At 68.2% G+C, this 12,591-nt stretch carries 9 protein-coding genes and 2 pseudogenes; 6 read left to right on the forward strand and 5 right to left on the reverse strand.

Features of this window, described 5'->3' with window-relative positions; genetic code table 11:
• Positions 1-129: 129 nt before the first annotated feature.
• Positions 130-3,228 (forward strand): transglycosylase domain-containing protein, encoded by a 3,099-nt coding sequence (locus DIE22_RS09260; protein ID WP_124604924.1) that lies wholly within the window; start codon positions 130-132, stop codon positions 3,226-3,228.
• Positions 3,229-3,262: 34 nt separating this feature from the next.
• Here DIE22_RS09260 and DIE22_RS09265 read toward each other — a convergent pair whose 3' ends face one another.
• Complete coding sequence (locus DIE22_RS09265) at positions 3,263-3,610, reverse strand: GFA family protein (RefSeq protein WP_124499025.1); 348 nt, start codon at positions 3,608-3,610, stop codon at positions 3,263-3,265.
• 155 nt (positions 3,611-3,765) lie between these two features.
• On the opposite strand from DIE22_RS09265, the pseudogene DIE22_RS09270 reads away from it, so the two are divergent.
• A pseudogene (locus DIE22_RS09270) lies at positions 3,766-4,025 on the forward strand (DUF1272 domain-containing protein).
• Positions 4,026-4,041: 16 nt separating this feature from the next.
• On the opposite strand, the gene DIE22_RS09275 reads toward DIE22_RS09270, so the two are convergent.
• Positions 4,042-4,746, reverse strand: coding sequence for a FadR/GntR family transcriptional regulator (locus DIE22_RS09275; RefSeq protein ID WP_124499024.1), 705 nt, complete (start codon positions 4,744-4,746; stop codon positions 4,042-4,044).
• A gap of 134 nt (positions 4,747-4,880) precedes the next feature.
• Here DIE22_RS09275 and dgoD point away from each other — a divergent pair, with 134 nt between their 5' ends.
• A complete protein-coding gene (dgoD, locus tag DIE22_RS09280) occupies positions 4,881-6,029 on the forward strand; it encodes a galactonate dehydratase (protein ID WP_124499023.1) in 1,149 nt (382 codons plus the stop codon).
• 139 nt (positions 6,030-6,168) lie between these two features.
• Here dgoD and DIE22_RS09285 read toward each other — a convergent pair whose 3' ends face one another.
• Positions 6,169-7,101: a CopD family protein gene (locus DIE22_RS09285; protein ID WP_124499022.1), complete on the reverse strand. Its 933-nt coding sequence runs from the start codon at positions 7,099-7,101 to the stop codon at positions 6,169-6,171.
• A 377-nt stretch (positions 7,102-7,478) separates the two neighbouring features.
• On the opposite strand from DIE22_RS09285, the gene DIE22_RS09290 reads away from it, so the two are divergent.
• The 3 genes and pseudogenes from DIE22_RS09290 (at position 7,479) to DIE22_RS09300 (ending at position 11,078) form a co-directional block, all read left to right on the forward strand.
• Positions 7,479-8,243, forward strand: a complete 765-nt coding sequence (locus tag DIE22_RS09290; protein WP_124499021.1) for a c-type cytochrome — start codon at positions 7,479-7,481, stop codon at positions 8,241-8,243.
• 19 nt (positions 8,244-8,262) lie between these two features.
• Positions 8,263-9,555, forward strand: a pseudogene (locus DIE22_RS09295) (c-type cytochrome); the annotation flags it as partial.
• 74 nt (positions 9,556-9,629) lie between these two features.
• Positions 9,630-11,078: a DEAD/DEAH box helicase gene (locus DIE22_RS09300; RefSeq protein ID WP_124604925.1), complete on the forward strand. Its 1,449-nt coding sequence runs from the start codon at positions 9,630-9,632 to the stop codon at positions 11,076-11,078.
• Here DIE22_RS09300 and DIE22_RS09305 read toward each other — a convergent pair.
• Together DIE22_RS09305 and DIE22_RS09310 are read right to left on the reverse strand one after the other, a co-directional pair.
• Positions 11,072-11,581: a hypothetical protein gene (locus tag DIE22_RS09305; protein ID WP_124604926.1), complete on the reverse strand. Its 510-nt coding sequence runs from the start codon at positions 11,579-11,581 to the stop codon at positions 11,072-11,074. The genes DIE22_RS09300 and DIE22_RS09305 overlap by 7 nt on opposite strands.
• Positions 11,582-11,649: 68 nt before the next feature.
• Entirely contained in the window at positions 11,650-12,477 is an 828-nt protein-coding gene (locus tag DIE22_RS09310; protein WP_124499018.1) for a ferritin-like domain-containing protein, read from the reverse strand.
• Between the last annotated feature and the right edge of the window lie 114 nt (positions 12,478-12,591).

Genomic DNA, 12,591 nt, shown 5'->3' on the forward strand with positions numbered 1-12,591 from the left:
CGGCCCGCAGGCACGCGCGTTGCGTCGGCGCATCTCGGTAGTCAATCGCTCTTGGCAGCCCGCCGCGGAGGACTACACTAATCCTTAATGAGGTGTGGCCGAAGCCCGCGCCTTCAGGGAGACGCCGCCATGAATCGGCCGCTGAATCGCATCCTGCCGCGCGTGACCGGTAGTGCATCGGTCTGGACGTGGATCAAGTGGTCCTTGCTGGCCGCGCTGGCGATCGCGATCGCGATCCTTGCGCGGCTCGTGATGACCGAGATCGAGACGTCGCGTCTGCAGGCGCACTACCTGTCCGAACTCACACGCGACGTCGGCTACACCGTCGAAGCGGGCGCGAGCGACCACGTCCGCTTCCCCGCCAGCGGTCCGTACGACCAGCGCCTCGGCTACGCGATGATTCCCGCGTTCCAGCAGCGCCTGCTCGCGCGCGGCTTCGTCGTCGGCAAGCAGGCGCGCGATTCCGACCGGATGCTCTCGCTCGCCGATCGCGGCCTGTTCCTGCCTTACGAAGAAAAGGACCAGGCCGGGCTGATGCTGTTCGATTCGACCGGCTCGCCGCTGTTCGCGACGGTGTTCCCGCAGCGCGTGTACGCCGACTTCGACGCGGTGCCGCGCGTGGTCACCGATTCGCTGCTGTTCATCGAGGATCGCTACCTGCTCGACGCGAACCAGCCGAACCGCAATCCGGCGATCGACTGGGGGCGCTTCAGCCGGGCGCTCGCCGACCAGGCGATGCACGTCGTCAACCATCAACAGGCACGCCCGGGCGGCAGCACGCTCGCGACGCAGATCGAGAAGTTCCGCCATTCGCCCGACGGCCGCACCGCGACGCCGCCGGAGAAGTTGCGGCAGATCGCGTCCGCGTCGATCCTCGCGTACATGAACGGCCCGCAGACGATGCTCGCGCGCCGCTCGATCGTCGTGCGCTACCTGAACTCGGTGCCGCTCGCCGCGCGGCCGCATGTGGGCGAGATCACCGGCATCGGCGACGGCCTCGCCGCGTGGTACGGCCGCGACTTCAACGACGTGAACCGCATCCTGTCGGCGCCGACGACCGGCGACAACGTCGACGAACAGGGCAAGACCTTCCGCGAGGTGCTGTCGCTGATCATCGCGCAGCGCGCGCCGTCGTACTTCCTGAATCGCGGCTATCCGGCGCTGCAGAAGCTGACCGACAGCTACCTGCGGCTCCTGTCGAACGGCGGCGTGATCTCGCCCGCACTGCGCGATGCGGCGCTCGCCGCGCAGATCGAGCGCAGCGCGCCGCCGGCCGCCGCGCACGTGCAGTCGTTCGTGTCGCGCAAGGCCGTGTCGTCGGCACGCGCGTCGCTGCTGTCGGCGCTCGGGATCAGTGACGTGTACCAGCTCGACCAGTTCGACCTGGAAGCCACCAGCACGCTCGACAACGGTGTGCAGCAGGCGGTCGCCGAACGGCTCGCGAAGGCATCGACCCGCGACGGCGCACAGGCCGCCGGTCTGTACGGCTTCGAGATGCTCGCGCCGAAGGACGACCCGTCGCACCTCACGTACAGCTTCACGCTGTACGAGCATCGCAACGGCGCGAACCTGCTGCGCGTGCAGACCGACAGCGTGAACCAGCCGTTCGACGTGAACCGCGGCGGCCGCATCAACCTCGGCTCGACCGCGAAGCTGCGCACGCTGATCACCTACCTCCAGATCGTCTCCGAGCTGCACGCGCGCTACGGCAACCTGTCGAACGCACAACTCGCGCAGGTGAAGCCCGACCCGATCGACGGGCTGTCGCACTGGGCGCTCGACTACCTGTCGCACACGCGCGACCGCTCGCTGCAGGCGATGCTCGACGCGTCGGTCGAACGCAAGTACTCGGCGAGCCCCGACGTGTTCTACACGGGCGGCGGCGCGCAGGTGTTCTCGAACTTCGAAAAGTCGGACAACGGCCGCATCCTGACGCTGCACACAGCGTTCGAGCACTCGGTCAACCTCGTGTTCGTGCGGCTGATGCGCGACATCGTCCACTACGAGATGCTGAAGGCGGCCGGCCCGTCGTCGTCGTGGCTCGACGATCCCGAGCAGCGCAAGCATTACCTCGCGCAGTTCGTCGACGGCGAAAGCAAGGTCTACGTGAAGCGCTACTACACGCGCTATGCGGGCAAGGCGCCCGGCGACGCGCTCGCGCTGATGCTGCAGGACGTGCGCAAGTCGCCGCCGAAGATCGCGACGGTGCTGCGCAGCGTCGCGCCGAACGAATCGCTCGCCTGGTTCGATGCGCAGATGCGCGCGCAGCTGAAGGGCACGCCGGCCGCGACGCTGTCGGACGACGATCTCGCCGCGCTCTACGCGAAGTACGCGATCGACCGCTTCAACCTCAATGATCGCGGCTATATCGCGAGCGTCCACCCGCTCGCGCTGTGGACGCTCAACTACCTTCGCGCGCATCCGAATGCGTCGCTCGACGAAGTCCAGCGCGCCAGCCGCGATGCGCGCTTCTACACGTACTCGTGGCTGTACAGGACGCGCTACCACGCGACCCAGGACCGCCGCATCCGCCGCATGGTCGAGTTGCGCGCGTACGGGGAAATCACGAAGGCGTGGCGCGCGCTCGGCTACCCGTTCGCGGAAGTCACGCCGTCGTACGCGGCCGCGATCGGCGCATCGGGCGACCAGCCCGACGCGCTCGCGAAACTGATCGGCCTGGTCGCGACCGGCGGACAGAAGGTGCCGACCGAGACGATCACGCGGCTCGACTTCGCGAAGGGCACGCCGTACGAAACGCGCTTCGTGCGCGCGGCCGCGCAGCCGCAGCCGATGCTGTCGCCGGAGATCGTCAACGTGGTGCACACGCTGCTGCGCGACGTCGTGCTGAGCGGCACCGGGCGGCGCCTGGCGGGCGGCTTCACGCTGCCCGACGGCAAGACGCTCCAGGTATACGGCAAGACCGGGACGGGCGACCAGCGCTTCAATGTCTACGCGCGCGGCGCGCGGCTGATCGAGTCGCGCAAGGTCAATCGCAGCGGCACGTTCGTGTTCGTGCTCGGCGACCGTTTCTTCGGCGTGCTGACGGCGACCGCGCACGAGCCGTACGCGGCGCGCTACGACTTCACGAGCGCGATGGCCGTGCAGTTGCTGAAGTCGATGGCGCCGGCGCTCGCGCCGCTGATCGAGCGCCCGGTCGAGGCCGGCACGCGCACCGCGGGCCCCGCGCCGCAGGCCGAAACGCCGGCGCCGCAGGCCGAGCCGTCCTGACAGCGGCCAGTGCGCTCGCGCCACGACGCGCCGCTCAGTGCGAGCGGCCGTCGTAGTGTGTGACGGGCAGCGCGTCGATATCGACATCCTCGAGGCATCGCACGTTGATCGCGGCCATCGCGGTGCCGTTCGGGTGGGTGCCCTCGCCGAACGTGTGAATCCCGCAGCGCTTGCAGAAGCGATGCCGGATCACGTGCTTGTTGAACATGTAGGTTGCGAGATTGTCCTCGGGCGTGAGGAGCGTCATGTGGTCGCGCGGCACGAACCACATCAGCGCGCCCTTGCGCCGGCAGATCGAGCAGTTGCAGGCCATCACGCCCTGCAGGTCGCCTTCCACCTCGAACGTCACGTCGCCGCAGTGACAGCTTCCGCGATAGAGCATGGTCGTCTCCCGGGGCGGCCCGTGCGCGTCGACGGCGTCCCGGCGGGACACCGATGGCCGGGCCGACTCAAGCGGGTACAGTAGCGCGCACCCGCGTCGCGCGCAATGTGCGGCGGCGCCCGTCCCGACCCGCTCCGACCACGGGGAACACCGCCATGCTCGAACTGCGTCCTGGCTGCGAATGCTGCGACAAGGACCTGCCGCCCGATTCGGCGGACGCGCGCATTTGTACATTTGAATGTACGCGGGCGGCGAGCCTTTCTGCGCGAGCTGTGCCGACGACGTGCTGAAGGGCCGTTGCCCGAACTGCGGCGGCGAACTGGTGGTGCGCCCGCGCCGGCCGGCGAGCCTGCTCGCGAAATATCCGGCGTCGACGCAGCGCGTCCTGAAGCCGGGCGGCTGCGCGAACCACTGACGGCCCGCCCTCCCCGTCACGACATCTCGATCCGCGCACGCGTCACCGCGAGCAGCGACGCCATCGCGCGGCGCGCGCCGTCCTCGTCGCGCACGCGGATCGCGTCGCTGACGGCCACGTGCTCCGCGAGCGACGCGTTGTAGACCTCCGCCCGGCGCGCATTCAGGTGCAGTTGCGCCTCGAGCGTGCGATCGATCAGCGCGCCGAGCGGCACCAGCAGCTCGTTGCCGCCGGCCTCCAGCACGCTCAGGTGAAAGCGCAGGTCCGCGCGTACCCATTCATCGACGTTGCGCGCGGCGGCCATCGCGCGCGCCGCGCCGTCGATCGCGTCGAACGCTTCGGGCGTACGTGTGCGCGCGGCCAGCGCGGCCGCGTGCGGCTCGATCATCTCGCGCATCTCCTGCAGCTTCAGCGCGAACGCGAGCGGCGGCGCGACGCGTGCATACCAGTCGAGCAGGTCGGCATCGAGCAGGTTCCACGCGCGGCGCGGCCGCACGCGCGTGCCGACCTTAGGCCGCGATTCGACCAGCCCCTTCGACGTCAGCGTGCGCAGCGCCTCGCGCAGCACCGTGCGGCTCACGCCGAACATCTCGATCAGTTCCGGCTCCCGCGGCAGCAGCGATTCGGGCGGATAGTCGCCGCGCAGGATCGCCGTCGCAAGCCGGAAAGCCGTCTGTCCATGCAGGTCGCGTTGAATGATCGTTCTCCGTTGGGCGGGCACGCCGCGGCTGCCCACTATCTGCACAATAGTGCTATTAATACTATTTTTTATCGAGCTACGCTAGGATAATCGTCACGTCCTCGAACGGCGCCGCGTCCGCACGTCTGCGCCGGTCAACCCTGGAGACCCGCGACATGAAAATCACCCGCCTCGAAACCTTCGTCGTCCCGCCGCGCTGGCTGTTCCTCAAGATCGAAACCGACGAGGGCATCGTCGGCTGGGGCGAGCCGGTCGTCGAGGGCCGCGCGCACACGGTCGAGGCCGCCGTGCACGAACTCGCCGACTACCTGGTCGGCAAGGATCCGCTGCTGATCGAGGATCACTGGCAGGTGATGTACCGCGCCGGCTTCTACCGCGGCGGCCCGATCACGATGAGCGCGATCGCGGGCATCGACCAGGCGTTGTGGGACATCAAGGGCAAGCATCACGGCGTGCCCGTGCACGCGCTGCTCGGCGGCCAGGTGCGCGACCGCATCAAGGTGTATTCGTGGATCGGCGGCGACCGGCCGAGCGATGTCGCGAACAATGCGCGCGCGGTGGTCGAGCGCGGCTTCAAGGCCGTGAAGATGAACGGCTCCGAGGAGCTGCAGATCGTCGACACCTACGACAAGGTCGAGCAGGTGATCGCGAACGTCGCGGCGGTGCGCGACGCGGTCGGCCCGCACGTCGGGATCGGCGTCGACTTCCACGGCCGTGTGCACAAGCCGATGGCGAAGGTGCTCGCGAAGGAGCTCGATCCGTACAAGCTGATGTTCATCGAGGAGCCGGTGCTGTCGGAGAACGCCGAGGCGCTGCGCGACATCGTCAACCAGACCAACACGCCGATCGCGCTCGGCGAGCGGCTCTACTCGCGCTGGGACTTCAAGCACATCCTCGCGGGCGGCTACGTCGACATCATCCAGCCCGACGCGTCGCACGCGGGCGGCATCACCGAGTGCCGCAAGATCGCGACGCTCGCGGAAAGCTACGACGTCGCGCTCGCGCTGCACTGCCCGCTCGGCCCGATCGCGCTGGCCGCGTGCCTGCAGCTCGATGCACTCAGCTACAACGCGTTCATCCAGGAGCAGAGCCTCGGCATCCACTACAACCAGGGCAACGACCTGCTCGACTACCTGCGCAACCCCGAGGTGTTCCGCTACGAGGACGGCTTCGTCGCGATCCCGCAGGGCCCGGGGCTCGGCATCGACGTCAACGAGGAGAAGGTGCGCGAGATGGCGAAGACGGGCCACCGCTGGCGCAACCCGGTGTGGCGCCACGCGGACGGCAGCGTCGCCGAGTGGTGATGCAGTGCTGAGATGACGTGCATGGCGCGGCGGGCATGCCGCGCATCGTCTTCGAGACGGCCGCCCGACAGGCGGCCGTTCTTGCATCCGCAGTACGCGGCGCGCGGGCGCCCCGCCCTGCGCCGCGCCGGCCCGGCCGTCAGCCGAGCGCCGCGAACCCCGGCACGCTCGACGACAGCACGGCGGCCGCGACGAACACGCCGATCATCGTCAGCGCCTCGAGATGCAGGATGTTGCGGAACGTGTGCGCATCCTCGGTCGACGCGGTACGGCGCAGGCGCGGCAGCGCCGAGAAGCGGTTCAGCCCGCCGAGCACGAGCGCGAGCGCGACGAGCAGCAGCTTGAGCAGCAGCACGCGCCCCCACGTGCTGCCGTCGAGCGGCGCGAGCGAGCCGCCGAGCCCGCGCAGCGCGTTGAGCACGCCCGCGCCGAGCACGAAGACGACCGCGATCACCGACGTACGCGACAGGTGCTGGCCGATCCGGATCAGCGCGCCGCGCGCGACCGACGAGCCGAGCACCGGCAGCACCGCGAGCCCGCCCGCGAGCACGAGGCCACCCCACACCGCGGTGGCGAGCAGGTGCAGCGTCTGCACGCCGACCGCCGCGGACAGCGGGCCCGTGTCGGCCGCATGGCCGAGCGACGCCTTGCCGGCCGCGACCACGATCACCGCGAGCCACAGCACCGCGTGTGCGAGCGGGCCTTCCGGCTTCGCGAGCGCGACGATCGCGAGCACCACGGCGCCGGCGAACGCGACGCTCCACGCGAAGCCCGCGTGCGTCTGCGTGAGCATGACGGGAATCGCGGCGAACGCGCCGCCGAGCCCCGCGCCGCTCATCGACGCGGCTTCGTACACCAGCCAGCCGAGATCGGCGAGCACGAGCGCCAGCGCCGCCGCGACCAGCGAATGTTGCGCGCGCAGCCAGGCAGGATGCGACGGCGCGACGACCGGCCGTGCGCCATCCTTGCCGAGCCACGCCTTGAGCAGCGCCGAGCCGACCGCCATCGCGAACGTCGCGTCCATCAATGCCGCCAGCGCGACCTGCCCGATCCACAAGCTGTCGATCTTCATCGCGCGCGCCCTCCCGGGAACGGCCCGCCGGCGGTGCGGCGGCAAGTGGAACGACAGCGGGAAGACGGCAACGGCATGGTAAGGAACGTCATCGATGAATCCGGAAACGGGAGAAATGACTGGATCTGCGGCGGAGGCGGCGCCGCGCAACCCGCGAGTGTACGGTCTTCGATGGTGAAAACGCACGCCGGTTCACATTGCGGCAGTGCAATGCGCGTCAAATTGTCGCAAGTCGCAAACAGACAGGAACCGCTGTCCTTTTGCCAAATAGCCGTCATTACCCATCGATGATAGAATGCCGCGTCGCAGCAGCCCGGCTGTCCTGCCGTCCATGCGCCGAGCCGATCGTAGCCCGGACAGGTCCCCGACGAATAAACATGGAGTCTCGTGTGTCTTCAAGACGCCTCTTCCGTCCGTTGCTTGCCGTTCTCTTGATCGGTGGCGCGGGCCTTATGAGCGCTGCCCAAGCGCAGACCAAGCCCACGGAGCAAGCGCACGCCCAGCAGGCGCCGCTCAAGGCACCCGATTCGATGGCCGAGCGTGTGCGCGGCTGTACCGCATGTCACGGCGTCCACGGCCAGGGCACGGACAACGACTATTTCCCGCGGCTTGCCGGCAAGCCGGCGGAGTACCTGTACAACCAGCTCGTCAACTTCCGTGACGGCCGTCGCAAGTACCCGCCGATGAACTATCTGCTGACGTACCTGAACGACGATTACCTGAAAGAGATCGCCGAGCACTTCTCGGCCGAGCGTCCGCCGTACCCGACGCCGGCCAAGCCGACGCTGCCGGCCGCCACGCTCGCGCGCGGCAAGCAGCTCGTCACGCAAGGCGATCCGTCGCGCAAGCTGCCGGCCTGCGTGGCCTGCCACGGCGCAGGGCTGACCGGCATGCAGCCGGCGATCCCGGGCCTCGTCGGCCTGCACGCCGATTACCTGAGCGCACAGCTCGGCGCATGGCGCTCGGGCAACCGCCACGCGAAGGCACCTGATTGCATGCACGACATCGCGTCGAAGCTGTCGGACGAAGACGTGACGGCCGTGACCGCATGGCTCGCCGCGCAACCGGCGCCCGCCAACCCCGTGCCGGCCCCGGCGCGTTCGATGAAGACTCCGCTCGCCTGCGGCAGCGAACCGCAATAAGGCAAGGGAGACAGACACAATGAAACGCAAGTCCCTGTTTGCACTCTCGGCTGTCGCGATCGTCGCGGCTGCCGCCCTCGTGCCGGTCCTGTGGCCGGGCAACGACACGCTGCACGGCGCTGCCGCCGTCGCGGCCACGCCGGCCGACCAGGCCGCGCTGATCAAGAAGGGCGAATACCTCGCGCGCGTCGGCGACTGTATCGCGTGCCACACCGTGCGCGGCGGCAAGTCGTTCGCGGGCGGCCTGCCGATGGCGACGCCGTTCGGCACGATGTACACGCCGAACATCACGCCGGACGACAAGGACGGCATCGGCAAGTGGACGTCGGACGACTTCTACCGCGCGATGCATACCGGCCGTTCGAAGGACGGCAGCCTGCTCTACCCGGGCTTCCCGTTCGCGAGCTACACGAAGGTCACGCGCGCCGATTCGGACGCGATCTACGCGTACCTGCGTTCGGTCCCGCCGGTGTCGGTGCCGAGCCGTCCGCACGAACTGAAGTTCCCGTTCAACAACCGCAACCTGCTGCTCGGCTGGCGCACGCTGTTCTTCAAGGAAGGCGAGTACAAGCCGGATCCGACCAAGTCGGTCGAATGGAACCGCGGCGCGTACCTCGTCGAAGGCCTCGGCCACTGCTCGATGTGCCACACGTCGATCAACATGATGGGCGGCCCGGTGAGCTCGGCAGCCTTCGCGGGCGGCCTGATTCCGCTGCAGAACTGGTATGCGCCGTCGCTGACGAACGACAAGGAACTCGGCCTCGGCGACTGGCACGTGCAGGAGCTGTCCGACCTGCTGCAGGCCGGCGTGTCGAACAAGGGCGCGGTGTTCGGCCCGATGGCCGACGTCGTGCACAACAGCCTCCAGTACATGAGCGACGAAGATACGCGCGCGATGTCGACGTACCTGAAGTCGATCCCGCAGAAGGCTGAAGCGCCGAAGAACATGCAGTACGAGCCGTCGAAGCAGTTCGGCAACGCGCTGTTCGACCAGGGCAAGAAGATCTACGCGGACAACTGCGCGACCTGCCACGCCGAAACCGGCGCGGGCAAGCCGCCGGCATATCCGCCGCTCGCAGGCAACCACTCGATCGTGATGGAATCGGCAGTCAACCCGATCCGCATGGTGCTGAATGGCGGCTATCCGCCGAGCACGTTCAAGAATCCGCGTCCGTACGGGATGCCGCCGTTCGCACAGTCGCTGTCGAACCAGGAAGTCGCGGCAGTCGTCACGTATATCCGGATGTCGTGGGGCAACAACGGTACGCCGATCTCGCCGCAACAGGTGAGCGATCTGCGTTCCGCGCCCCTTTGCTTTTTGCGACGCCAGTTCCCCGCGCGGGCCGCGCGAGGCGTCGCTGATCATAAAACTCCAGAGTGGTATCTATGTCTTTCGAATCTCTCGGCTTGGCCGAACCGCTCGTCAAGGCGGTCAACGAGCTCGGCTACACGTCGCCGACGCCCATCCAGCAACAGGCGATCCCCGCCGTCCTCGGCGGCGGCGACCTGCTCGCCGGCGCACAGACCGGCACCGGCAAGACCGCCGGCTTCACGCTGCCGATCCTGCAGCGGCTGCACACGTTCTACGCCGAGCATCGCGGCGCGAAGCGCGCGGTGCGCGCGCTGATCCTCACACCGACGCGCGAACTCGCCGCCCAGGTCGAGGAAAGCGTGCGCGCGTACAGCAAGTACCTGAAGCTGCGCTCGACCGTGATGTTCGGCGGCGTCAGCATCAATCCGCAGATCGACGCGCTCAAGCGCGGCGTCGACATCGTCGTCGCGACGCCGGGGCGTCTGCTCGACCACATGCAGCAGAAGACGATCGACCTGTCGGAGCTCGACATCCTCGTGCTCGACGAAGCCGACCGGATGCTCGACATGGGCTTCATCCACGACATCAAGCGCGTGCTCGCGAAGCTGCCGCCGCAGCGCCAGAACCTGCTGTTCTCTGCCACCTTCTCCGACGAGATCAAGTCGCTCGCCGACAGCCTGCTCGATTCGCCGGCGCTGATCGAAGTGGCGCGCCGCAACACCACCGCGGAAAGCGTCGCGCAGAAGATCCACCCGGTCGACCGCGATCGCAAGCGCGAACTGCTCACGCACCTGATCCGCGAACACAACTGGTTCCAGGTGCTCGTGTTCACGCGCACCAAGCACGGCGCGAACCGGCTTGCCGAACAGTTGACGAAGGACGGCATCAGCGCGATGGCGATCCACGGCAACAAGAGCCAGTCGGCCCGCACGCGCGCGCTCGCGGAGTTCAAGAACAGCACGCTGCAGGTGCTGGTCGCGACCGACATCGCCGCACGCGGGATCGACATCGACCAGCTGCCGCACGTCGTCAACTTCGACCTGCCGAACGTGCCGGAAGATTACGTGCACCGGATCGGCCGCACGGGCCGCGCGGGCGCGACCGGAGAAGCCGTGTCGCTCGTGTGCGTCGACGAGAAGCAGTTGCTGCGCGACATCGAGCGGCTGATCAAGCGCGAGATTCCGCAGGAAGTGATCGCGGGCTTCGAACCCGATCCGACCGCGAAGCCGGAGCCGATCCAGCAGCGCCGCGGGCAGCAGCCGCGCGGCGGCAACGGCAACGGTGGCGGCGGCGGCAACCGCCAGCCGCGTGCGGGCGGCTCAGGCCAGCCGGCCGCGAAGCGCGACGGCAATGCGCAACCGAAGGCCGCGAAGGCGGCCAAGCCGCGCACGGCCGGCGGCGCGACCGGCAACGCCGGCGGCGGCGCTCGCCCGTCAGGCGGCAACGGCGCGCGCCCCGCGAACGGCAATGCCGCGCACGCGAACCGCAACCGTTCGTCGCGCAGCGGCCAGCGCGGTCACTGAAGCCGCGCGGCCGCGCGCCGCAGGTGCTCGACCTGGCGTTGCCAGCGCGCGAGCACCTCGGCGCGCGCCTGCCCTTCCAGCGCAAACGTGACGCCTGTCGCGAGACGCGCATAGCCGACCCGCTGCGCATCGCCGTGCGCGATCGTCGCAGCGAATCCGGCCAGTCCGCCGACGTCTCCTGCGAGCGGCTCGATCCTCAGTTGTGCCTGAAAGAATGCGCCATCCGCGACGAGCGTCAACGCGGCCGCACGCCGGTGCGCCAGCGCGCGCGCCGCGCGCGATTGCGGCCATAGCGCGAGCAGCAGCGTGTGCGCATCGCGCGCGAGGATCTCGCCGACGCTGAGCAGCGTCGTGCGCAACTGGCCATCGTCGGTCGCGACGAGCAGCGATGCGGCGAAGTCGGCATGGCGTTCGAGCGCGGTGCCGTCGAACAGCGCGACGACGGCCGGCGGCCACGCGTCGAACGTCCATTGTTCGAGCGCGTGGCGATGGGAATCGGTCATGATGGCGGCCCCGGTGGAAAGCGACTGGCGATGCCGCAGCATACGCGCAATGGGCCGCGCGGTGACGCTCAGCGCATGAACACGTGCCGCGTGATCTTCGTCAGCGGATAGTGGACACCCGGCTGGATTTTCGCGGGCAGGTCGAGCGGCTTGAGCAGCATCTTCACGCACATGTCGGCCGACAGGTTGCGCCGCACGAGCGAGCTGATGCGCGCGGCACGCTCGCGGTTGTACTGGCTGTCGCCGACGCGATCCGGATAGCGGATCGCGAACACGTGGCGCAGCGCGATCTCCGAATCCTCGTTCTTGATTTCCATCACGCGGCGCATCAGCGCGCCGAGCACCGCGAGCCGGCCGTTGCCTTCGAGCTTGTTGTACTTCTTGAAGAACTTGAAGAAGTGCTTGTAGTGGCGCACTTCGTCCGTGCGGATGTTGTCGGTGATTTCCTTCAGCACCGGCTCGTCCGAGCATTCGTTGATCGCGCGATAGAGCGTGGCCGTGCCCGTCTCGACGACGCAGCGCGCGACCATCTCGAGCGCGCGGGTCTTCTCGAACGCATCGACCGAGCAGGTCTTCGAATACTCGGCGAAGAAATTCGCGAACGCGGTATCCCAGTCGAACTCGGGCCACACGTGCGCGATGTACGCCTTCAGCGCGCGCCCGTGCTGCAGTTCCTCGTGCTCCCATGCATTGTTGAGCCACGCGGACACTTCCGGATCGTCGTTGAAGAACTCGCTCAGGTTGCTCGTGTAGAGATCCGAGCCGCTTTCGATGAACGACGACGCGCACAGCAGCAGCAGCAGATCCTCGTTCGCGGCGGCGCGCTGACGATCGATCCGGTTCAGGTCGATGTCCTCGATACGCCACGGCATGACATGCGTCGTTTCAGTAGGCATGGTGGTGCGCTCCCAGTCGTCGCGCGGCCGTCCGGCCCATGCCTTCGGCACGGGCGCGGCGCCCGCAGGCGACGTATTGCTTGCATTTATCGTGACTTGGTCCGGCCAGAACCA

It is taken from the genome of Burkholderia sp. Bp9142 (genome assembly GCF_003853415.1).
In the GTDB taxonomy this organism is placed as follows: domain Bacteria; phylum Pseudomonadota; class Gammaproteobacteria; order Burkholderiales; family Burkholderiaceae; genus Burkholderia.

Excerpts from the sequence above, each read along its gene's own strand:
- DIE22_RS09260 (WP_124604924.1), top strand. The coding sequence starts at position 130 with ATGAATCGGCCGCTGAATCGCATCCTGCCGCGCGTGACCGGTAGTGCA.
- DIE22_RS09265 (WP_124499025.1), bottom strand. The coding sequence starts at position 3,610 with ATGCTCTATCGCGGAAGCTGTCACTGCGGCGACGTGACGTTCGAGGTG.
- dgoD (WP_124499023.1), top strand. The coding sequence starts at position 4,881 with ATGAAAATCACCCGCCTCGAAACCTTCGTCGTCCCGCCGCGCTGGCTG.
- DIE22_RS09285 (WP_124499022.1), bottom strand. The coding sequence starts at position 7,101 with ATGAAGATCGACAGCTTGTGGATCGGGCAGGTCGCGCTGGCGGCATTG.
- DIE22_RS09290 (WP_124499021.1), top strand. The coding sequence starts at position 7,479 with ATGGAGTCTCGTGTGTCTTCAAGACGCCTCTTCCGTCCGTTGCTTGCC.
- DIE22_RS09300 (WP_124604925.1), top strand. The coding sequence starts at position 9,630 with ATGTCTTTCGAATCTCTCGGCTTGGCCGAACCGCTCGTCAAGGCGGTC.
- DIE22_RS09305 (WP_124604926.1), bottom strand. The coding sequence starts at position 11,581 with ATGACCGATTCCCATCGCCACGCGCTCGAACAATGGACGTTCGACGCG.
- DIE22_RS09310 (WP_124499018.1), bottom strand. The coding sequence starts at position 12,477 with ATGCCTACTGAAACGACGCATGTCATGCCGTGGCGTATCGAGGACATC.